Source organism: Halocynthiibacter sp. SDUM655004, from assembly GCF_026015885.1.
Classification (GTDB): Bacteria; Pseudomonadota; Alphaproteobacteria; order Rhodobacterales; family Rhodobacteraceae; genus Falsihalocynthiibacter; species Falsihalocynthiibacter halioticoli.
Genome location: NZ_JAPDUG010000001.1, coordinates 497,043 through 517,387 on the forward strand (window position 1 = coordinate 497,043; position 20,345 = coordinate 517,387).

The following is a 20,345-nucleotide window of genomic DNA, read 5'->3' on the forward strand; positions in this document are numbered from 1 at the left end:
ATCTATCCAATCGCGTGGCGGTAATCGGCGGAGTAGCGGCCGGTGACCTGATGTTCGAGTTGTCGTTCGATGTCGCCCAGAAGCGAGCTTGCGCCGAAGCGGAAGAGGTCTGGCTGAAGCCAGCGGTCTCCGAGTTCGTCCTTGATGAGGGCAAGGTAAGTGAGGGCATCCTTGGCTTTGGAAATCCCGCCCGCAGGTTTGTACCCGACACGGAATCCCGTACGCGCGTGATAGGCGCGGATGGCGCGGATCATCACAAGGCTTACGGGCAGAGTGGCATTCACTGGCTCCTTGCCCGTTGAGGTTTTGATGAAATCAGCGCCTGCCATCATGCACACAAGGCTTGCTTTGGCGACGTTGCGCAGAGTGCCGAGCTCGCCTGTGGCCAAAATCGCCTTAACATGAGCGTCACCACAGGATTCACGCATGGCGCGCATCTCGTCATAGATTGCCTGCCAGTTTCCGGTAAGGGCGTGGCGGCGGGATATGACGATATCAATCTCCTTGGCACCTGCGTGAACGCTCTCGCGGATTTCCTGTAGTCTTAGGGGAAGCGGCGAGAGACCCGCGGGAAAGCCCGTGGAAACAGCGGCAACGGGAATGCCGGTCCCATCAAGTGCCTTGACCGCGGTTTCGACCATATCGTGATAAACACAAACCGCGCCTGTTGTGATTGGCGGCATGTCGAGCGCGTCGAGAATGTCCTGCCGCACCGGATGAGCAGCTTTGGCACATAGGCGGCGCACGCGTCCCCATGTGTCGTCGCCCGAAAGTGTTGTGAGGTCGATCATTGTGATCGCCTTCAGGAGCCACGCGGCCTGATACTCCTTCTTGACCGAGCGCCGTCCTGGAAGTGTTTTTGCGCGGCGTTCAATGGCGGATGTGTTGGCCTGTGCGGCGGCAACCCAATCCATATCAAGCTCCATACCGGCATTGCGCGGCTCATGGAGTTGGGGCAGTTGCGAAGCAGACTTGGTGTCGGAACTGGCGGTAGCGGTGGCTTGGTTTTCCATGTGGAACTCCGATATTGGCAGGCGCAAAGCGTCTCATGGTTTCTGTGCTATTGCAAGTTTGACCAATTGGTCAAGTATTGTGTGCTGCGCCCTGTTCCCAAGAGAGGCAAACCGCGCTAACAGGGGGCGAGAGACTTGCCAAACCGCCTAGCCCACGGAGACAGACATGAGCTTTGACCGCAGCATAAAAATCGCCCCATCCATCCTTGCCTCCGATTTCGCCAACTTTGGCGCAGAGATCGAGGCCGTCGAAGCGCAGGGCGCGGACTGGATCCATGTGGATGTGATGGATGGGCATTTCGTGCCCAACATCACCTTTGGCCCAGAGACGTGCAAAGCAATTCGTCCGCATATCAAGGGTGTGATGGATGTTCACCTGATGATTGCGCCGGTTGATCCATATATCGAAGCGTTTGCCGCATCTGGCGCGGATATCATCACCGCACATGCCGAGGCCGGCCCGCACATTCACCGCACGCTCCAAGCTATTCGTGGCGCAGGGGCAAAGGCGGGGTTGGCGCTTAATCCTGGGACTCCGGTCGAGGCCGTGGATTACCTATTGGATATGGTCGATCTGATCTGTGTGATGACAGTAAACCCCGGGTTCGGCGGTCAGAAGTTCATTCAAAGCCAGATTGCCAAGGTCGAGGCCTTGCGCGCCAAGGTTGGTGATCGCCCGATCCATATTGAGATCGACGGAGGCGTAACGCCGGTAACCGCGCCGCTTGTGGCTGCTGCTGGTGCGGATGTTCTGGTTGCTGGATCGGCGGTTTTCGGCGGGGGAAGCGTTGCTGACCCTGCGCCTTATGGCGAAAATATCCGCGCCATTCGGGACGCGGCAACAGCGGCGCAATCCTAGGCGAAGCACGAATTCGCAGTGCGCTTCCCGCAGACTCAACGGTTTAAGGGCGCAACAATTAGCACACTGCTGGTCGTAGGCAGGGCTGTTGCCATTGCGCGCGGATTTTCCGATACATCCACAGGTGTTCAGCCTGCAGATATTTCGGAATCTGGGTAACTAAGTTTTTCGGCGCAATGTTTGCGGCCTTTTACTTTGGTTGGCTGATCCCCCTGCGCATCAAATGGAGGCCATAGATGGCAACAAAGATTTATCACAACCCTGCCTGCAGCACGTCGCGAAACGCACTCAAACTTTTGCAAGAAGCTGGCGAAGAGCCCGAGGTGATTTTGTACCTAAAAGTTGGCTGGACTCGCTCGCAGCTCGAGGCGCTTTTTGAGGCCGCTGGAATTACTGCCCGCGATGCCATGCGCACGCGCGGCACTCCCGCAGAGGAACTAGGACTTCTTGCAGAGGATGTTTCGGAAGGCGCGATCCTTGACGCGATGATTGAACATCCCAAAATGGTCGAGCGCCCGTTCGTGACCACAGATAATGGCACGGTACTTTGTCGTCCGTTTGAGCGGATTGCCGAGGTACTGGGCCCGACAGCGCCGCGCGAGTTCACGAAGGAAAACGGTTCGATGATCGCGCTTGCGCGCTAGCCAAAGATAACCCGCGATCCGTCTGGCATATTGCGTATGGCGGCTTCGACCTTATCGCGTGGCAGGATGCAAAAACCGGTTGAAAGCCCATCTGCAATCGCGGCGGACTGGCTTAAGACCGAAACGGTGTTGTTTTCGGTTGCTGGCAATCCGGTGCGCGGGTCGAGGATGTGGCCGACTTTGCCTGCTTGGTCAAAGCCAGTACCTCGGATTGCGGAAGTTGCGACGGCCTGATTGGAGAGCGCGAGGCGTTCAGCGGGTGTCTGAACAGGCCAATCGCCAAGCCCTACGATCTCACCTGTGTTCACCAAGGCTTCGTGCACGCCGTTCGCACGAAGGAGTGCCGCGACCTTATCAGCGATGTAGCCCTGCGCGATGCCGTTCAGCGTTAGCGCCATGCCTAGTTTGTTGAACGAAACCTGCGCGCTGTCGAAGCGAATGTTGTTCCATCCGGTGATCGATCTGGCCGTCTGAATTTCGGCTTCAGTCGGTGCAGCACCCTTGGCATACGACTGTGCATAGAGCGCCCAAAGAGGCTGGATTGTTGGATCGAAAGCCCCTTCTGTCTGGGTATGCACGTGTCCCACGATTGAAAGCAACTCCACCATCTCTTGCGAGGGTGCTGTAAGCTTGCCTTGCCTGTTTAAGCGGGAAAGCTCGCTGTAGTTCTGATAGAGGCTGAAGATGTGTTCAAGTCGATGGATTTCAGAAACCGCAAGCGGCAGAAGCGTCTCCGCCTTTGGGTGATCCAGCACGATCCGCGCCTCGGCACCAAGGGCGACCCCGCGCCAAGTCTGGGTGTTGGCGGTTGCTGTACCAGCCAAAGGAAGGGCCGTGGCACCAGCGAGGATGGAAAGCATGCGGCGACGTGTAATCATGTGTCTGGCTCCTGATCGGCAGAGGTGAATTCGACGGGTGCGAGGACCTCGGCAACGGGAATATCTGTTAGTGCGGCGACCCTGCCTCCGCGTGTTTTTGCAAATGCCATTGCATCGGCTTCTCGGGCAAAGGGAACGACTTCGGGCGCACCCATGCCGCCGATTGCATCAGATCCCAAGACATAGAAGGCGTCATTGGCATTTATCCAGTTGTTCGTGCCCGGATCGCTCCAGCTGTTGGCCAGCGCCATGTCGTTTACATAGAGCACGCGTACCTCGCCGTCTTGTTCAGGCGAAAGCAGATAGGCCAAGCCATCGCGGACTTGGCTAAACCAGAGCGGGTTGTCCATTCCTGCAAGGAATACTTGTGCCTTCGGGCCTTCATGTTCGAGGATGAACATCTGGCAATAATGGCCTGCTGCGTCCTCGGTGAGTTCGCGCGGATCGGGGAGTTCGAGATTTGCCGAGTCTTCTTTGCACGCGGCAAGAGCAAGAAGCGATGCAAGTGCGATAGCGGCTCTCATGGCTCGATCCTCCTCAAACGGGTCCAAGCGATTGCCAAAGCAAGCACGGGCCAGCCCAGAATTGAGATAAGCTGCCCGACCGTGCTTGTCGCCATGCCCGCCGCGCCAACGCCAGTTGTTAGCACCGAAACAGCAGCGTCCGGCGTGTTGAGGAGGCGGAACGCATCAGCGGGGTTTGCAACGAGCATCCACGGAAACACGCTCTTGGTGAAATACCCACCATCGTCAGCGACGAGCGCGCCCAGCAAACCCAAGTCATAGAGCACAACACAAACCAGCCACACAAAGATCGCCAGCCCCGAGGCAACAGATGGTTGGCGCACACTTGAGGAGATCGCGTAACCGATACCGAGGAAAGCCGCGCCCAGAGCAAGCGCCGTGAAAAAGAGACGGAGGAGGGGTGTAAAATCAAGTCCGCTCAAGCCATGAGACCAGATGACCAGAAGCGCTGAGACCAGCAATCCAGATGCAATTGCCGCGGCCAATACCGCGAAATGCGCAAGGAATTTCCCGAGCAACAGTTCGGCACGCGACAGCGGGTAGGTAAGGTTCAGTGCCAGCGTACCGCGTTCGGTTTCGCCAGCGATTGCGTCAAACGAGAGGAGCAACCCGATCAGCGGCACGAGATATACCGATAGCGTGGTTATTGAGCTGGCCGCAATGGTGATCGGGCTAACGTTTAACGTTCCGCTTGGCGCGGAGCCGGCGAGGGTCAGGACAGCGGCAAAGAGGGTCATCAGCAAAATTGAAGTGGCAACCCAAAGGTTGCGACGCGCGATGAGCAGTTCAAGGCGAGCGACATGTAAAGTAAACATTACGATGCCTCCTGTGCTGAAAGGCTGTAGTGACGATACAGGTCTTCGAGGCTGGCCGGTGTCATTTCGACATCTTCGATAATCGGCCCAAACGCAGAAATCCGACTGACCAGCTTGAGCTTGTCTTCTTGCTGGCAGGTCAGGGTAACGGAGCGGCCATTGATACGCTCGCCGCCGATTTCAGCGGCAACGCGATCCGCCTCGTGAGCGATGGTGAAGATATCAACTCGGATCGGTAGGCGCGCGGAGTCCCGAAGGTCGCGCAAGCTGCTGTCAGCCAGAAGCTTGCCCTTGTTCATAATGGCGATCCGGTCTGTTCTGGTCTCAAGCTCGGTTAGGGCGTGCGAAGACAGCAGGATCGCCGTTCCTGCTTGTGAAAGCTCCTCGACGATGTCGTAGAACTCGTGGCGCGAAATCGGATCAAGCCCGCTTGTCGGCTCGTCTAGAAGTGCGAGTTTGGGCGTTCCCAGAAGCGCCTGTGCAAGTCCGACCCGCTGGCGCATCCCTTTAGAGTAGGTGCGGATTTTCCGATCAGCAGCCTCATAGAGCCCGACCCGCTCAAGCAAGTCGTCGGCTTGTTTTGTCGAAACGGATTTAAGACGTGCAAAGTGGCGAAGCTGCTCCCTTCCGGTTAGCGCGCCGTGAAACGCTACACTTTCCGGCAGGAACCCGATTTGCGCACGTGCGGCGCGTGATCCAGCACCGCCGCCAAGCACTTCGAGTTTGCCGCCGCTAGGCTTCGTGAGGCCGAGGATCATCCGCATTAGCGTTGTTTTGCCCGCGCCGTTCTGGCCTAGCAACGCCACGCGCTCTCCTTGGTTTACCATCAGCGAGACATCGTCAACGGAGCGGAAGTCGCCATAGGTTTTGCTGACATTTTGAATGCGAAGCGGGGTCATGAGCGTTCTTTCCATGAAGGTATTTCAGGGGTAGGCGGCGCCATCAGCGGGCTCTTGTCGATTACCCCGCCGGGCAGCAGCGCGGGGAATGCCGATTGCGACCAGCGGATGAGCTGCACCGCGGGCGAACCAAGCAAGGATTTCGCAGCGGGTTGGCTCCAGAGCACATGGTCCATAACGTCATTTGGGCGATAGGCAGCATCGGCGATGCCGTTGCCATCAAGATCAAAGGCGCTGCCGTCTGACCAATAGTTTCCGCGCCCTTCCAGACTCCATTCAACCCATTTCGAGCCGACATATTTGACCTGTGTGCGGTTGTTGATAAAGCCGTTCTCGAAGATATCATTCCGTTCGGAGCCGGCGGTGAAGTGGATGCCAATGCCACACCCCTCAAACCGATTGCCGCTAAAGCTGTTCTTGTGGGCGTTATAGATGAATGTGCACTTGTCGCCCGTTTCCAAGACGGTGTTGTCCTTTACGATGCTCTTGTTTGTGTAATTCATCATAATGCCATGGTCGCGATCGCCCACGGAGAGATTGCCGACAATCTCGACCGAGTTTGAATACATGATCGCGTAGCCGAGATGGTTCCCGAGAGAGATATTGTCGGAAACGATGCTGTCGTGGGCGTGCATGTAGTGAACTGCAAACCGCAAATCACGGAACCGGTTGCCAGAGAAGCGGTTCTTTTTCGAGGTGTTCACGAATATCCCGTCGCGCCCGTAGCGGATATCGTTGGCTTCGACCACCGCACCTGGCGCATTCCAAACGTAAACGCCGTTGCCGCGAGAGTTCATGTGGCGGTCTTGGCGGCCCTCGATACGGTTGTTTCGCACGATGCTGTCTTTGGCACCGTGAATGTCCACGCCGTAGAGGTTGCCGAGAATGGAGTTGTTTTCAACGATCACAGCGCGTGCTGTTTTCTTGAGCTGAATGCCGCTATCGATTTCCTGATGGTCAGAGCCGGAGCCGATTACGGTTAAACCGCGAATGGTAACATCAGCGCCAGTGACGGTAATAACGCTGCCTTCACCTTGGCCATCTATTGTGGCCTTGCCCATGCCGTCGATTGTAATGGGCCGATCAAGCACTAGCGTTTCAAAATATGTTCCGGAGCTCAGGCGGAGAGTGTCTCCATCCGCCGCCTGCGCCAGTGTTCGGGCGATGGCCCCTGCTTCATTGGGCACGTCCCAGTCGGCCGCCCAAAGAGGCGACGCAAACAAGAGCGATATGAGCAGGGACCAACGCATGATTTATGCGCCTGTTGGCTCTACGAGCATCCGGCCGCGCATCTCCATGTGGAGTGCGTGACAGAACCACTGGCAATAGAACCAGTGAACGCCTGGACGGTCAGCTGTAAAGGTGATCGAGGCGGTGGCCATTGGTCCGATCTCAAATGCGATGCCATAGTTGCCGAGGCAGAAGCCGTGGGTCACATCGTCCACGTCATCAAGGTTGGTTACGAAGATTGTAACCTCGTCGCCCTGTTTGACGGTGAATTTCTCGTGGCTGAACATCGGCGCTTGGCTAGTCATATAGAGGCGCACTTTATTGCCATCGCGGATCGGCTCCTCGGCGCCTTCTTCAAGGACGACACCATCGGCTTCGGCCTGTTTGCGGGCGTCTTCCCAAGTTACGTCATTCCGATCCCATACATTGACGGGATTAACGATGTCGGCCCGCACAATAATCGAGTCATGCGGCTCCGCAAATGTCGGTCCATCGTGAACCACTTCCATCTGATCGGTGGATATGTCGATCAACTGCTCGTTCTCCGGCTTCAACGGACCAACGTTGATAAAGCGGTCTTTGGAGAACTTGTTCATCGAGATCAGCCATTTGCCATCGGCCTCTTTGGTCTCGCCCATCGAAGTCGAGTTGTGGCCAGGCTGATAATGCACGTCCACTTTGGAAATGATCGGGTCAGCCTCTTCGCCATTAAAGGCTGCGATGGCTTTGTCGATGTTCCATTTTACGATCTGACTGTCGAGGAACAAAGTGGTGAAGGCGTTGCCCTGACCGTCGAACGCGGTGTGGAGCGGGCCAAGACCCAGTTCTGGTTCACCAACGATGCAAGAGCGCGGATCAACGTCGCTTTCAAACAAGGCGTCGAGCTTTGTCACATCCATGATCGACACGGTGGGCGAGAGCTTCCCGTTGATACAAACGTGCTTGCCGTCCGGTGCTGTGTTGATGCCGTGGGGCGAGTTGGGGATCGGAATATAACGTGTGTAGTTCTTGTTAGAGCCTTTGCGCCCGTCAATCACCTTCACACCTTTAACTTCCTGATAATCGCCCGCTTCGATACCTGCTTCGATCTCGGCGAGGTTAAAGACGACAACGTGATCCATTTCGTTCTCTGTCATCTCGGCGAGGTTCATACCCATTTCCGAGTTGTACGAAGTGGAGTAGGCATATTTACCCTGATAATCACAGTCGGTGTTGTCGAGGTTGCCCGAGACCATCACCTGCCACGCGATTTCCATTGTATCGCCGTCAATCGCGGTGAAGATGTTCACGTATTGCGATGGATCGTCGAGAATGCTGCCGTCATTGACTAGCGGTGTTTCATCTTCGCCGTTGGCAAAGACATAACCCGTGCGTGGGAATTTCTGCGGACGCAGACCGTGAATCGCCTTGGCGTTGGGGATCTCGATGATCTTGTCGCACTTCATCACGTCACAGCGTACACGTGCCACGCGCGTGTTGGCCTTGTCGTTCATAAAGAGGTAGCGGCCATCATATGTGCCGTCAGTGAACGACATATGCGGGTGGTGCAAATCGCCGTTGTCATAGGTTTTCATGCCGCGTTTTGCGAGAAACTCTTTGGTTTCCGGCAAAAGGCCTTCGGTCATGATTTTCAGCGACTCATTGGTTTGGCCCCAACCGGTTGCCGAACAACGGTTGAACACAGGCACACGCATCAGTTCGCGCATGGACGGGAAGCCCATAATACGAAGCTCGCCTGTCTGGCCCGAGGACCAGAAGCCATAATATTCGTCAAGCTCGCCCGGAGCGACTTCGCCGCCAGCTGCTTTTGCTTGTTGGGGTGTCAGTGCAACCCCGCCGACAGCGGCGACTGCACCAGCAGCAACCGCACCTCTCAGTGGGCCGGTCAGGACGTCGCGACGTGAGACGCCTTCTTTTACTTCATTGTCTTTAGACATGGTTTTCTCCCTTACTTGCGAGTGTATTTGGGTGGTCTGGGAAACGGCCCAGTGTTTCGCCGACAGCGGCGGAACCTTTGGCCATTTTTGCGCGTCGTTTCACTTTCTTGATGACGACGGGGCATTTCTGGTCGTCCTGATACAGAACCTGACAGTGCAGGCAGGACAGGCATTCATTCGGGTTGATTTCACCTGTCGGATGGATCGCCTGAACAAAGCATTCGTTTGCGCAGGTCTGACAGGGATTGCCGCATTCTTTGTAGCGCTTGAGCCAGTCAAACATCCGCAGGCGTCCGGGAATGGCGAGCGCCGCGCCAAGCGGGCAGAGGTAGCGGCAGTAGAACCGTTCGATGAAGAGCCCGAGCCCAAGGATGACTGTGGCGAACAGAACGTATGGCCAGCTGCGCACAAACTTCAGGATGATTGAGGTTTTGAACGGTTCAACTTCGGCCAACTGTTCGGCGAGCGGGATCGACACGATCGAAACGCCGAATAACCCGAGGAAGATGATATATTTGATTGGCCAAAGCCGCTCATGCAGCCCCCAAGGAAGAGTCCACTGCGGCACTTTGAAGAACCGCGCGATCTGGTTCGAGAGTTCCTGCAGTGCCCCGAACGGGCAGAGCCAGCCACAGAAACCGCCACGTCCCCAGAAGAGAAGTGTCACCGCAACCGACGTCCAGAGGATAAACACCAGCGGGTCCATCAGGAATGCGTCCCAAGTAAACCCAGTCACAAGCGATTGTCCGAGCGCCATCAAGTTCACAACAGAGAGTTGCGCGTTCTGCGACCAGCCGAGGAATACCAGCGTGACCACAAGAAAGCCCATGCGGAACCAGTAGAAGGCGCGCGCATTGCGGGTTGCTTGGGTTTGGAAAAAGAACACACCGGTCAGAACAACGAGCATGCCGACAAGGATGCCGATTTCCAGCGTTTTGGATTTCCAGATACGTTGCCACAATTCCGCGCGAGCAGCCTGATCGTCGTCAGGAGTGCTGATTTCCACAGCAGGGGCAGGTGGCGCGAGCGGTGTGAGGTATTGATCGGGGATGATGTACCCCAGATCATAGGTCAGGAAAGATTTCTCGACCGGGCCAACGGCGCGCTGGGCCAAAAGCTGAATGCGCCATGGTTTTGTTGGGTCAAACCCTGCATCAGCTGGAATTTTGAAAACATCAAGCTCGGTGAAGCTTGGCGCATCTGGCGCAGCAATACTACCAAGGCGGCGATGCTGACGGTCGTGAAAACGCACCGAAATATCGCCTTGAATAAGTTGGATACGGTCAAAAATACCACCGCGCACATAACCAGAGCCTTTGAAAGAATAGATGCCGCGCCCAACGATCAGGATGGCCTCCTCGCCCTCTTCGAGCCAATCCTCAAGGTTGCCGTATTCGTTTGGACCCATCAGACTCAGGCCAATGCTCGGCGCCGAAACAAGGGCGGTATGCATGTCGATATAGGTGTCTTCTGGGTCGCCCTTTTCGGCATATTTCAAGACGCGCGGATCGCCGGTTGCTTCAAACGCGGCGTTAATTTGGCCAACGTCGATTGTCAGTCTGCGGATCGTGCCGTCGCCCGACATTGTTGCCCAGTCGTTGATGCTGCGTTCATCCATATTGAGCACGTGAGTCGGGCCGCTCTCGGCGTCATCATTTGCAAGGCCGCCCAAACCAAGTGCGCGCGACACCTTTAGGCCGGAACGCACAATCGAGTCGTCGATGATCATGATCGTCACGGTTGCGCCGGATATGATCTCGAGATCATGGGCCGATCCGCCAGCCGCCGCCTCTGCGACGATATCAATGCCTTTGTAGGATTCGGTGAGAGCCTTGATCTTGGAATCCGGTATCCCGATCAGAACAATCGGTTCGGAATGTTTCACAAGTTCGGCGCGAAGGATTTTGGCATCAGGGTCAATCGCGACCATCACATGGATGGGCTTGCCCGAGTACCCCGTGGTCGAAACGAAATCAGAGGTTATGTAGGCGTACCCAAGGAGATCGCTGCCATTAAGGATCGGGGCCACCGGCACATCGTCGCGGATTTCACCATAGGCGGTAGCGCCTTCGATAAACTCGGACGCGGGAATGTCGGCTATGAATTTTTCGAGGATTGATTGCGCTTGCGCAGTAGAGGCCAACACGCTGGCCAATACAAATGCAAGGCAAAAGAGAGCGGTAAGACTCGCCGCGCGTGCCCGTTGGAATAGGCTTTGTACGCGGGGTAGGGGAGATAATAGAGTGGCAGAACAATCAGGCATGGAAATCTCTTTTGAATGGCTGCACTGGCGGCGCACGGCTTGGATGTTGCAAGGCAGGTTTAAGCACGCAAATGTCACGCGCATTTAACGCGACGCTTTGAGCGGGCATGGTGTTAAACGAGATGTCGAAGTGCTGTGCGGTGTCGAGGATTGGGCTTGATGCATTGAGCATACAGACCGAGCAATGGATACATTCGGCGTTCGGCTCGGTTTCATCGGCTTCAAGGGCAATCAGCTGCGTGCCGCCGTCCGCGCAAATCTCGATAAAGGAAGTAGATCGCCCCATTGCCATGCCACTGTTTGCAAGAGCAATGAACAGCGCGAGGGTCGTGATAAGGAGCATATGCGCGAAAGCCGCAATTCTCCGACCGTCCGGCCGGACGACCATAGTCGTGGAAAATTTAGGGTGCGCAAACATATATCACATAACGAATTAGAGTCGCGCACACTCTAAAGAAGCAAAGCTCCGGCAGTATTGACTTAGATCAACAGCCAGAGCATTGCGAAGTTATTACGTAAGTGGAGGAGGCCCGCGATTAGGAGCAAGTGTCTCTTAGTGCGGGATTTTATGCCGCTTGCCGCACCCAAGAAATGCCGTTTGAAATGAGGAAAAAGAGCGCGGCAGTACACACAATTGTTGGTCCGGCGGGGGTGTCATAAATAAATGCAACGCGTAGGCCTGCTGCCATGGAGGCGGCGCCAATCAGTGTTGCTCCGACGGCCATTAGCTCTGGAGTCTTGGTCAAAGGGCGCGCTGCGGCGGCAGGAATGATTAGCATAGCGCCAATAAGAAGCGCCCCCACAACCTTGATGGCGACAGCCACAACAAGCGCTAACGCGATGGTTAAGATAAGCTGTTCGCGCCTTGGGTCGATGCCGCTTGCGTAGGCCAGATCACGGTTGAGCGTTGCGGTCAGCAGTGCAGACCACCGCCATGCCAAAAGCGCCAGCACCAACAGTGCCCCGCCCCAAATCCAGAGGAGGTCTGTTTTGCTGACGGCAAGGATTTCGCCAAAGAGATAGGCCATAAGATCAATGCGAACACCGTCGATGAAGGCCACCGCGACGAGCCCGAAGGCAAGCGCGGAATGGGCGACGACGCCAAGCATCGTATCGACCGAGTGCCCCTTGTCGCTGGCAAACCAAACGAGGAGCGCTACCAAAAGCGCCACGACAAGAACGCTGCCGAATATCGGAACAGAAAAGCCAAGTGCCAACGCCACCCCGAGGATCGAGGCGTGGGAGGTCGCGTCGCTGAAATAGGCCATGCGTCTCCAGACGACGAAACAGCCAAGCGGCGCAGCAGCAATGACAACGCCCAAGCCCGCCAGAAGCGCGCGCATCATGAAATCGTCAAGCATCGGCGCCCTCTTTCTCTGCGGAGTTTGCTTGGCTGTGATCGTGATCATGATCGCAGCCGTCATCGTGGCTATGGGTATGTTGATGTCGATAAAGCGCCAGCGCACCACCGGTTCCAGAGCCAAAAAGCGCTCGGTATTCTGGCGCAGAGGCCACAATATCAGGGGTGCCGTGGCAACAAACATGCCCGTTTACACAAACAACCCGATCTGAAGCGCTCATCACCACATGTAGATCATGGCTGACCATCAAAACTGCGCAGCCGAGTTCCGTGCGCACGTCTTCGATCTTGCGATAAAAGGCGGCGGCCCCTGGCTGGTCTAGTCCTTGAGTGGCCTCGTCAAGCAACAACAGGTCAGGATTTTCCAGCAACGCCCGCGCCAAGAGAACCCGTTGAAACTGTCCGCCGGAGAGGTTTGTCATTTGCGAGTCGCCAATATGGGCGACATCGGCGCTCGCAAGCGCGGCTTCAATTGTGGCGCTAGGCTTTCGTTTGGGTAGGCCAAGAAAGCGCTTCACCGAAATCGGCAGCGTTGGATCAATATGGAGTTTCTGCGGGACGTATCCGATGCGTAGGCCGTTTTTGCGCTTCACATTGCCTTTGAACGGTGGAATCGCTCCAACCAGTGCCCGCACGAGCGACGATTTTCCCGAACCGTTGGGGCCAACGAGCGTTACGATCTCGCCGCGATCGATATGAAAATCCACATCAACCAAAGCGTCCTTGCGGCCATAGCGTACGGTAAGGCCGCTGGTTTCTATGAGCCTCACGCGGATGCCTCGTTGTTGCATTTCGGGCAAGTGCCCAGTGCTTCAACCACGGTGCGCTCGACAATAAATCCAGTTTCGGCGGCGGCATCGATCAGGATTGGCTCGCACTGGGTTTCGGCGACACTGTCGCATGTTCTGCATATGAGGAATGCCGGTGAATGATTTTCGCCGGGGTGCATGCAGGCCGCAAAGGCGTTGAGCCGTTCGATTTTGTGGGCAAACCCGTTGGATACAAGAAAATCAAGCGCCCGATAAGCTACAGGCGGCTGGCTTCCCATGTCTTCCTTCCGCAGGGTGTCGAGGATCTCGTAAGCCCCGACCGCGCGGTGTTCGGTAAGCAATATCTCAAGCACGCGTTTGCGTACGGGCGTGAACTGGAGCTTGCGGTCCTTACAGAGAGCATCGACCTCTGCAACGCCTTTGCGAATGCATGTTTTATGATCGTGGGTTTCGAATCCGATATGCGCCATGGGGCCTCCTTGTTGGGGCTTGATATGTTATATTATCACAGATAAGTCTAGCAAAAATTTTCCGAATCAAACTGGAGTTCAATGTGAAGCGTTCGTTCATTTTGGCGCTCGGCGGCCTTGCGGCAACCGCAGCGACAGCAGAAACACCGCGTGTCGTCGTCGATATTGCGCCTGTCTATAGCCTTGTTGCGCAGGTCATGGACGGTGTGGGAGAGCCGCAATTGCTTGTGCCCGCGAATGCTTCGCCGCATCACTATTCTATGCGCCCTTCCAATGCGCGAGCCTTGCAAGAGGCGACACATGTCTTTGCGCTCGATGAAGGGCTGACGCCTTGGATTGAAGGGGCGAAAGAAGCGCTTGGCCCTGATGGCAAGTTTGCATTCCTTTCGGAAGTTGATGGCACAACGCTTTTGCCAAACCGCGATGGTTTCGACTTTGCGGATGAGCTTGAGGACGAGCATCACGACCACGACGACCATGACGAGCATGACCACGATCATGAGGGCCACGAAGAGCATGAAGATGATGGTCATGACGACCATGATCACGAGGAAGAGCATGCGCATGATGATCATGCAGATGATGATCACGCCCACGAAGAAGAGCATGACCACGATCATGGAGATCACGATCCTCACAGCTGGCTCGACCCGCAAAACGCAGTTGTTTGGCTTGGGTATATTGCCGAGGAACTCGCCGCGTTCGATCCTGAAAATGCGGAGGCCTACCGCGCAAATGCGGCCAAATCGCAAGAGGCGCTAGTGTCTCTAGAGGCCGAAATCTCTGGTAGTTTCGAGGCGCTGGGCGACGTCAGTTTTGTTGTGAACCACGATGCATTCCAATATTTCGAGGCACGTTTCGGACAGACCGCGCTTGGTGCGATCTCGTTCTCTGACGCTGCCGAACCTGGCCCGACGCATATCTCGGAACTGGCAGAGCACATTGCCGACCACGGCATCACCTGCATTCTCACTGAGGTTGGCGGGCGCCAGAAACTGATTGATGCAGTCTTTGCCAAGGGTGATGCGACGGTTGTTGTTGTTGATCCGCTTGGTGTGGAGCAACCGCTCGATGGTACGCTCTATTCCGGCGTTCTTCAGAACTTGGCCGAAGGGATGACCGCCTGTAAGGGCTGAAAACTGCGCTAAACTCGGCCCGCAAAGGGGCGATTCCGGTTTTCGGTGTTGCCTCTTTGATTAGCTTGTATAAGACAGGCACAACCAAGCCCCGCAGCGGCGGGTGCAGGAAAATAGGGTTGAGATGATGACAAAAAGCTACATTACCACGCCGATTTACTACGTGAATGCCGCGCCGCATCTTGGGCACGCGCATACAACGGTGATGTGTGACATCATGACCCGCAACCGCAAGGCCAATGGTGTGGATACACGCCTTTCAACCGGCTGTGATGAGCACGGGCAGAAAAATCAGGAAAGCGCCGAGAAGCTCGGCATGGACGTGATGGAGTATCTTGATCTTCGCAGCAGCGAGTTCAAAAAGGCTTTTGACCTTCTGGATGTGGATTACGACTACTTCGTGCGCACCACCCGCCCGTTCCACAAGGAGCAGGTTGCCGCCATGGAGCAGAAGTTCATGGACGCGGGCCTTATCATCGAGAAGCAATATACCGGCATCTATTGCAAAGGCTGTGAGCAGTTCAAAACCGAGTCTGATCTGAACGACGAAGGGCGCTGCGTTGACCATCCGAATATGGATGTCGAGGAGATCGACGAGAAGAACTATTTCTTCCCGCTAGAGCCGTTCCGCCAGCGTCTTCTGGATCATATCGAGGCGAACCCGGATTTCGTGCAGCCGCCGAAATTCTTGTCCGAATTGAAAAACATGCTCGCCGAACCGCTTGAGGATCTTTGTATTTCGCGGCCCAAAAGTCGTGTGTCGCTTGGTGTGACACTGCCGTTTGACGAAGATTTCGTGACGTATGTTTGGTTCGATGCGCTCATCAACTACCTTACCAACCTTGGCTGGCCAGGGAACGATTACCAAGACTATTGGTCTGAAGTTGAACATGTGATCGGTAAAGACATTCTCAAAACCCACGGCGTTTACTGGCCGATTATCCTGATGGGTATGGGCGAAACGCTACCCAAACGGATTTCGGTGCATGGGCATTGGCTTGGTTCCGGTGGTGTAAAAATGTCGAAATCTCTGGGCAACGTGGTTGATCCGCTCGAAATCGTTGAGAAGTTCGGTGCCGATGCGCTGCGCTACTATCTCGCGCGCCACATGCGTGCAGAGAATGACAGCCAGATTTCGGTAGAGCTTATTCAGGGCGCGTATAATGGCGAGCTTGGCAATAAGGTCGGGAACTTGCTTTCGCGAGCGGCGAAATTCTCGGTTGATCGCTTTGACGGGAAAATCCCGACCAAAGGCACGTTGACCGAAGAGGACGAAGCTGCGCGAGCAATTGCGCTAAAGGCTGCGCAAGGATTTGCAGAGGTGTTTGCCCTAACCGATATTCCAGCGCGGACAGAAGCTCTGGTGCAGGCGGCGGATGAGTTGAACAACTATTTCACCGCTCAGGCGCCTTGGAAGCTGATCAAAGATCCTGAAACTGCTGACCGTGCGCAGACCGTTCTTTATGTCACGCTCGATAGCCTGCGGGTTTTGCTTGAAGCTTTCCGCCAGATCATTCCAACCTCTGCGGATAAGGCGCTCGCCATACTCGCGGCACCGGTTGAGGAGGGCGTTTGGTCCCCTGAGTTGGATCGTTTGGAAGAGGGTGGAACCTTCGGCGAGGTTGTCGCGCTGTTCCCGCGTGTGACCTGAACTAAACGGGTCTGAAATTAGAAAAGGCGCCCGATTGTGGCGCCTTTTTTCGTTAATCGGTAAGTTCTGAAACCATTCCGACCTTGGCCATTTCGTCCCAGTAGTTCGGGAAGGTTTTCTGTACACAATCCGGGTTTTCGATAATGATCCCGTCGAGGCGAATTGCGGCGAGCGCGAAACACATGGCGATGCGATGATCGTTGAACGTCCGAATTTGCGTGGTTGGGGCATCAGAAACCAGATAGGGCGAGCCGTTCACCAGTAGGTCGTCTCCATCGACGGTGGCAAGGTTCGCGTTGATCCGCACCAGACCTTCGCGAAGGGCTTCGACGCGATCACATTCTTTTACCCGAAGGTTTTTCAGGCCGACAAAGCGAACCGGCGTTTCGTTAAAGGCCGCCAAAACCGCCAAAGTCGGAACAGCGTCCTGCATTTGCGAGCCGTCGACAATTGCGGGCATGTTCGGGAACATACGGATCACATCAAGCGCCTTGGCGTCGGGTTGGGCTGTTTCGCCTTCTTTGGAGTTGCCGATCGTAATCGTCTTGGCCGAAAGCGCATCTGCGGCCCAGAAATAGGTGCATGCGGAGTAATCCGGCTCAACCGCATAGGTCGGGGAGGCATATGCTCCATTCGGAACATTCCAGCCCGCGCCTTCTTCGGCAACGTTAACACCGAACTCCGCCATTATGCGGGTTGTGACATCAAGGTATCCAGCACCGTCAAGCGCACCAGCGTTCTTGAGCTCGATGCGCAACCCGTTAGCGAGCTTCGGCGCCATCATCATGAGGGCAGAAATATATTGCGTCGAAAGGCCCGCATCCACGCCGACCTTGGCCGCAATTTCTTTTGCGCCGCCGGTGACTGTGACTGGTGGACACCCCGTTGCGCTTTCGGCAGCAAAACCAAGCTCGTTAAGCGCGGTGATGAGCGGCTGAATTGGACGGCGCTGCATGTCTTCGTCGCCATCAATGACCGTTGTGCCATCGGCCAGACACGCCGCTGCTGTAAGGAACCGTGCTGTTGTTCCGGCGTTGCCAACGAAAATCGGCTCGGCAGGCGGCTTCAACGTTCCGTCGCTCTTAACGGTCACGCTCTCTGGGTGCACTTCCGAAACTTCAACCCCGAACTGGCGCAGGGCCTCGGCCATCAGAAGCGTGTCGTGACTCACAAGGCAGCCGCTCAGGGTTGTTTCCCCTTTAGATAGAGCGGCGAGCAAAAGAGCGCGGTTGGTGATGGATTTTGAGCCGGGAACCTGTGCAACCCCCTCCAACGTCTGGTTTTCAACCGACAGGTGCAGCGTTGCGGGGGATTTCGGATTGGTCACGGATGTCTCCTCGGCTCAAGGTGTCCGCGAAGTTTTACGGCGGATCGCGGGGGGTCGCAACAAGGGATTAGGGGCCGAATTTTCCTCCTGACGAATTGACATTTTATATATAAAAGATAGTTTCACATAGGGGCGTGGTTATGCGCTCTAGTTTGGCCGAGATACAGAAAAGGGACGAAACATGATCGTCGAGGAATATTACGAAGACTATGAGATTGGATTCTCCCGCACCACGTTCGGTCGAACAATTACCGAATCCGATATCGTTACGCACGCAGGGCAGACAGGCGATTTCTTTCCCCACCATATGGATAAAGAATGGTGTGCCACGCAAGATTTCAAACAGCGAATCGCGCACGGCACGTTGATTTTCTCTGTTGGGATCGGGATGACAGCCACAACGATCAACCCGCGCGCAATGTCTTATGGCTATGACAAAATGCGATTTATCAAACCGGTGTTCATCAATGATACCATCACCGTCACCGCTACGATTTCCGAGAAAAAAGACCATCCACGCCGTCTTACGCATGGCATCGTGCATGAGGCGATCAAGATTACAAATCAGCGCGACGAAACGGTTCTGGTCTGCGATCACCTCTATCTCGTCGAGCGCCGCGAGCCACGCACGGAATCGTAGTTAGGTTGCCGTTAGGTCCATGTCCGGAATGAAATAGTTGGGGTATTCTTGGACCATCGAAGGAAGGTCAAGCTGTAGCCCCATGATGTGGTCCCACATACGTTGGCTCGCGAGTTCCTCGTCGCCAGCTTCGATAGCGTCCACGACTTTTTCATGCTGCACTGTCACAAAGCTTTTGCGGCCCGGGTCGTGGAGCGTAAGTTTGCGGCAGCGGTCAATTTGGGTTTTTACCTGCTGCACCATGTCCCAGAGACTCCCGAGGCGAGCAATTTCAGCGATCTTTGCGTGAAGCTCATCATCCACTACGTGATAGTCGCTGTTGTCACCCGTTTCTACGATTGCATATTGCCGAGAGATAATATCGCGCAACGCGACGATATCTTCTTTGGTTGCACGTCGAGCCGCGGCACAGGTGGTTTCAATCTCAAGCGCGCGGCGAGCGATTTGCGCTGCTGGCAGAGCGGATACGGGAATCCGCGCAACAAATGTGCCGGATTTTGGTACCACCTCGACCAGTTTTTCATCCGAGAGACGTAGAATCGCTTCACGAACTGGCGTGCGGCTCACGCCCATGGCGGCGGCGATCTCGTTTTCGGAAAGCGGAGTTCCTGGCAGGATATCCATTGCCACGATGGATTTGTGCAGATCTTGATACAAAGTTTCAGCGAGGGACTTCACTGCGCGTTGGGCAAACATTGCCTCGCCTGTCGGGGGCGCATTGGGTGCGCGTTGCCGTCGCTTCGACTTGGTCGAGACCTTTGGTTTGGACCCATCCATCATTGCATTGTAGCTCCTACTCCTCCCCGCCGTACCAAGCCGTGTTTGTAATCGACACTTGCCTGACGGTTTTAACTTGTATATTAGATATTGCGATAGCCGTCAAATTTTGCATTTTGGCATGACGTTATTGAGTAACCCCGAAGAATCGGGATCAAGGGAGGAAATTATGAAATTCACAAATTTTAAAGCAGCTTTCGCAGCAGGCGTATTCGCGCTGGCTTCGGGAACGGCTGCATTTGCCGCTGAGACTCTCAAGTGGGCACACGTTTACGAAGAGGGCTCGTCCTATCATCAGGTTGCTCTCTGGGCTGCTGACGAAATCAAGTCACGCACAGATGGCCGTGTTGAGATTCAGGTTTTCCCTGCATCCTCGCTCGGTAAAGAAGTCGAAATCAACGAAGGCCTTGGTCTTGGTTCCGTAGACATCATCTATACTGGCCCAAGCTTTGTTGAGCGTTACTATGGTCCGATCGCGATTTCGGATTACCCGTTCATCATGCGCGGTTACGACCACTGGCTGTCCTATCGTGGTTCGGACCTCTTCGCTGAGCTGTCCGAGGGTTACCATGACGCCACAGGCAACCAGGTTCTTGGCCTTGTTTACTATGGTCAGCGCCACGTGACATCGAACAAACCGATCCTCACACCGGCTGACATGGAAGGTCTCAAAATCCGCGTGCCTAACTCGCCGCTGATGCTGATGTTCCCGAACGCAGTTGGCGCAAACCCAACACCTATGGCGTTCTCCGAAGTGTATCTTGCCCTTCAGCAGGGTGTGGTTGATGCACAGGAAAACCCACTTCCAACCATCAAGTTCAAGAAGTTCTATGAGGTTCAAAGCAACATCAACCTCACAGGTCACATCCTGAACTCGCTGCTTACAATTGCGTCTGACGATGCTCTGGCACGTGTTGGTGATGACGAAGCTGTTCTGCGCGAAGTACTCGACGCTGCTGCGCTCAAGGCTTCCGAAGAAATCCGTCAGTCCGAAGAGGACCTCGTTTCCTGGTTCGAAGAGCAGGGCATTGCAGTGAATGTTGTTGACAAAAAGCCATTCCAAGATGCTGTACTGCCAATGCTGACAGGTGACGGTGTGCCTTACACCATGGATCACTTCAAGCGCCTCGGCGAACTGTAATCAGGTGTAAA

General features: G+C 55.4%; 20 protein-coding genes. 6 read left to right on the forward strand and 14 right to left on the reverse strand.

Going from position 1 to position 20,345, the window contains the following annotated elements:
• Window positions 1-2: 2 nt before the first annotated feature.
• Complete coding sequence (gene deoC, locus N9C89_RS02475) at window positions 3-1,013, reverse strand: deoxyribose-phosphate aldolase (RefSeq protein WP_263952256.1); 1,011 nt, start codon at window positions 1,011-1,013, stop codon at window positions 3-5.
• Window positions 1,014-1,179: 166 nt separating this feature from the next.
• Between deoC and rpe the strand changes: the two genes are divergently transcribed.
• On the forward strand, window positions 1,180-1,872 hold the full coding sequence (rpe, locus tag N9C89_RS02480) for a ribulose-phosphate 3-epimerase (RefSeq protein ID WP_263952257.1): 693 nt from the start codon (window positions 1,180-1,182) through the stop codon (window positions 1,870-1,872).
• Between the two features lie 236 nt (window positions 1,873-2,108).
• Window positions 2,109-2,516: an arsenate reductase (glutaredoxin) gene (arsC, locus tag N9C89_RS02485; RefSeq protein ID WP_263952258.1), complete on the forward strand. Its 408-nt coding sequence runs from the start codon at window positions 2,109-2,111 to the stop codon at window positions 2,514-2,516.
• On the opposite strand, the gene N9C89_RS02490 is transcribed toward arsC, so the two are convergent.
• The 11 genes from N9C89_RS02490 to N9C89_RS02540 form a co-directional block, all read right to left on the reverse strand.
• The gene (locus N9C89_RS02490; protein ID WP_263952259.1) at window positions 2,513-3,394 is read right to left on the reverse strand and encodes an FAD:protein FMN transferase; all 882 of its coding nucleotides are present in this window, start codon (window positions 3,392-3,394) and stop codon (window positions 2,513-2,515) included. The two genes, arsC and N9C89_RS02490, sit on opposite strands and share 4 nt — an antisense overlap.
• Complete coding sequence (locus tag N9C89_RS02495) at window positions 3,391-3,918, reverse strand: nitrous oxide reductase accessory protein NosL (protein WP_263952260.1); 528 nt, start codon at window positions 3,916-3,918, stop codon at window positions 3,391-3,393. The genes N9C89_RS02490 and N9C89_RS02495 overlap by 4 nt, the downstream gene beginning before the upstream one ends.
• A complete protein-coding gene (locus N9C89_RS02500) occupies window positions 3,915-4,733 on the reverse strand; it encodes an ABC transporter permease (protein WP_263952261.1) in 819 nt (272 codons plus the stop codon). Before N9C89_RS02500 ends, N9C89_RS02495 begins: the two co-directional genes overlap by 4 nt.
• The gene (locus N9C89_RS02505; RefSeq protein ID WP_263952262.1) at window positions 4,733-5,632 is read right to left on the reverse strand and encodes an ABC transporter ATP-binding protein; all 900 of its coding nucleotides are present in this window, start codon (window positions 5,630-5,632) and stop codon (window positions 4,733-4,735) included. The genes N9C89_RS02500 and N9C89_RS02505 overlap by 1 nt, the downstream gene beginning before the upstream one ends.
• Window positions 5,629-6,882, reverse strand: coding sequence for a nitrous oxide reductase family maturation protein NosD (locus tag N9C89_RS02510; RefSeq protein WP_263952263.1), 1,254 nt, complete (start codon window positions 6,880-6,882; stop codon window positions 5,629-5,631). Before N9C89_RS02510 ends, N9C89_RS02505 begins: the two co-directional genes overlap by 4 nt.
• Before the next feature lie 3 nt (window positions 6,883-6,885).
• Window positions 6,886-8,799 (reverse strand): TAT-dependent nitrous-oxide reductase, encoded by a 1,914-nt coding sequence (gene nosZ / locus N9C89_RS02515; protein ID WP_263952264.1) that lies wholly within the window; start codon window positions 8,797-8,799, stop codon window positions 6,886-6,888.
• Window positions 8,792-11,062, reverse strand: a complete 2,271-nt coding sequence (locus N9C89_RS02520; RefSeq protein WP_263952265.1) for a NosR/NirI family protein — start codon at window positions 11,060-11,062, stop codon at window positions 8,792-8,794. The genes nosZ and N9C89_RS02520 overlap by 8 nt, the downstream gene beginning before the upstream one ends.
• Window positions 11,055-11,405 (reverse strand): hypothetical protein, encoded by a 351-nt coding sequence (locus N9C89_RS02525; RefSeq protein ID WP_263952266.1) that lies wholly within the window; start codon window positions 11,403-11,405, stop codon window positions 11,055-11,057. The genes N9C89_RS02520 and N9C89_RS02525 overlap by 8 nt, the downstream gene beginning before the upstream one ends.
• A 223-nt stretch (window positions 11,406-11,628) precedes the next feature.
• The gene (locus N9C89_RS02530; RefSeq protein ID WP_263952267.1) at window positions 11,629-12,423 is read right to left on the reverse strand and encodes a metal ABC transporter permease; all 795 of its coding nucleotides are present in this window, start codon (window positions 12,421-12,423) and stop codon (window positions 11,629-11,631) included.
• A complete protein-coding gene (locus N9C89_RS02535) occupies window positions 12,416-13,192 on the reverse strand; it encodes a metal ABC transporter ATP-binding protein (protein ID WP_263952268.1) in 777 nt (258 codons plus the stop codon). Before N9C89_RS02535 ends, N9C89_RS02530 begins: the two co-directional genes overlap by 8 nt.
• Entirely contained in the window at window positions 13,189-13,662 is a 474-nt protein-coding gene (locus N9C89_RS02540) for a transcriptional repressor (protein ID WP_263952269.1), read from the reverse strand. Before N9C89_RS02540 ends, N9C89_RS02535 begins: the two co-directional genes overlap by 4 nt.
• Before the next feature lie 83 nt (window positions 13,663-13,745).
• On the opposite strand from N9C89_RS02540, the gene N9C89_RS02545 reads away from it, so the two are divergent.
• Together N9C89_RS02545 and metG are read left to right on the forward strand one after the other, a co-directional pair.
• The gene (locus N9C89_RS02545; RefSeq protein WP_263952270.1) at window positions 13,746-14,798 is read left to right on the forward strand and encodes a zinc ABC transporter substrate-binding protein; all 1,053 of its coding nucleotides are present in this window, start codon (window positions 13,746-13,748) and stop codon (window positions 14,796-14,798) included.
• 124 nt (window positions 14,799-14,922) lie between these two features.
• A complete protein-coding gene (gene metG, locus N9C89_RS02550) occupies window positions 14,923-16,449 on the forward strand; it encodes a methionine--tRNA ligase (protein WP_317134921.1) in 1,527 nt (508 codons plus the stop codon).
• A 52-nt stretch (window positions 16,450-16,501) separates the two neighbouring features.
• Here metG and N9C89_RS02555 read toward each other — a convergent pair whose 3' ends face one another.
• Entirely contained in the window at window positions 16,502-17,776 is a 1,275-nt protein-coding gene (locus N9C89_RS02555; protein WP_263952271.1) for a 3-phosphoshikimate 1-carboxyvinyltransferase, read from the reverse strand.
• Window positions 17,777-17,957: 181 nt separating this feature from the next.
• Between N9C89_RS02555 and N9C89_RS02560 the strand changes: the two genes are divergently transcribed.
• Entirely contained in the window at window positions 17,958-18,416 is a 459-nt protein-coding gene (locus tag N9C89_RS02560) for a MaoC family dehydratase (RefSeq protein ID WP_263952272.1), read from the forward strand.
• Here the strand turns inward: N9C89_RS02560 and N9C89_RS02565 are convergent, their stop codons facing one another.
• Window positions 18,417-19,112 carry a GntR family transcriptional regulator gene (locus N9C89_RS02565; protein WP_263952273.1) on the reverse strand — a complete coding sequence of 232 codons (696 nt, stop codon included), beginning with the start codon at window positions 19,110-19,112 and terminating at the stop codon, window positions 18,417-18,419.
• 250 nt (window positions 19,113-19,362) lie between these two features.
• On the opposite strand from N9C89_RS02565, the gene N9C89_RS02570 reads away from it, so the two are divergent.
• Window positions 19,363-20,334: a sialic acid TRAP transporter substrate-binding protein SiaP gene (locus N9C89_RS02570; protein ID WP_263952274.1), complete on the forward strand. Its 972-nt coding sequence runs from the start codon at window positions 19,363-19,365 to the stop codon at window positions 20,332-20,334.
• Window positions 20,335-20,345: the final 11 nt, after the last annotated feature.

Bases quoted from the DNA above. Each gene is read 5' to 3' on its own strand.
- N9C89_RS02500 (WP_263952261.1), bottom strand. From the start codon at position 4,733: ATGTTTACTTTACATGTCGCTCGCCTTGAACTGCTCATCGCGCGTCGC.
- arsC (WP_263952258.1), top strand. From the start codon at position 2,109: ATGGCAACAAAGATTTATCACAACCCTGCCTGCAGCACGTCGCGAAAC.
- N9C89_RS02565 (WP_263952273.1), bottom strand. From the start codon at position 19,112: ATGTTTGCCCAACGCGCAGTGAAGTCCCTCGCTGAAACTTTGTATCAA.
- rpe (WP_263952257.1), top strand. From the start codon at position 1,180: ATGAGCTTTGACCGCAGCATAAAAATCGCCCCATCCATCCTTGCCTCC.
- N9C89_RS02505 (WP_263952262.1), bottom strand. From the start codon at position 5,632: ATGACCCCGCTTCGCATTCAAAATGTCAGCAAAACCTATGGCGACTTC.
- N9C89_RS02525 (WP_263952266.1), bottom strand. From the start codon at position 11,405: ATGCTCCTTATCACGACCCTCGCGCTGTTCATTGCTCTTGCAAACAGT.
- N9C89_RS02560 (WP_263952272.1), top strand. From the start codon at position 17,958: ATGATCGTCGAGGAATATTACGAAGACTATGAGATTGGATTCTCCCGC.
- N9C89_RS02530 (WP_263952267.1), bottom strand. From the start codon at position 12,423: ATGCTTGACGATTTCATGATGCGCGCGCTTCTGGCGGGCTTGGGCGTT.
- N9C89_RS02540 (WP_263952269.1), bottom strand. From the start codon at position 13,662: ATGGCGCATATCGGATTCGAAACCCACGATCATAAAACATGCATTCGC.
- metG (WP_317134921.1), top strand. From the start codon at position 14,923: ATGATGACAAAAAGCTACATTACCACGCCGATTTACTACGTGAATGCC.
- N9C89_RS02570 (WP_263952274.1), top strand. From the start codon at position 19,363: ATGAAATTCACAAATTTTAAAGCAGCTTTCGCAGCAGGCGTATTCGCG.
- N9C89_RS02520 (WP_263952265.1), bottom strand. From the start codon at position 11,062: ATGCCTGATTGTTCTGCCACTCTATTATCTCCCCTACCCCGCGTACAA.
- N9C89_RS02490 (WP_263952259.1), bottom strand. From the start codon at position 3,394: ATGATTACACGTCGCCGCATGCTTTCCATCCTCGCTGGTGCCACGGCC.
- deoC (WP_263952256.1), bottom strand. From the start codon at position 1,013: ATGGAAAACCAAGCCACCGCTACCGCCAGTTCCGACACCAAGTCTGCT.
- N9C89_RS02510 (WP_263952263.1), bottom strand. From the start codon at position 6,882: ATGCGTTGGTCCCTGCTCATATCGCTCTTGTTTGCGTCGCCTCTTTGG.
- nosZ (WP_263952264.1), bottom strand. From the start codon at position 8,799: ATGTCTAAAGACAATGAAGTAAAAGAAGGCGTCTCACGTCGCGACGTC.
- N9C89_RS02495 (WP_263952260.1), bottom strand. From the start codon at position 3,918: ATGAGAGCCGCTATCGCACTTGCATCGCTTCTTGCTCTTGCCGCGTGC.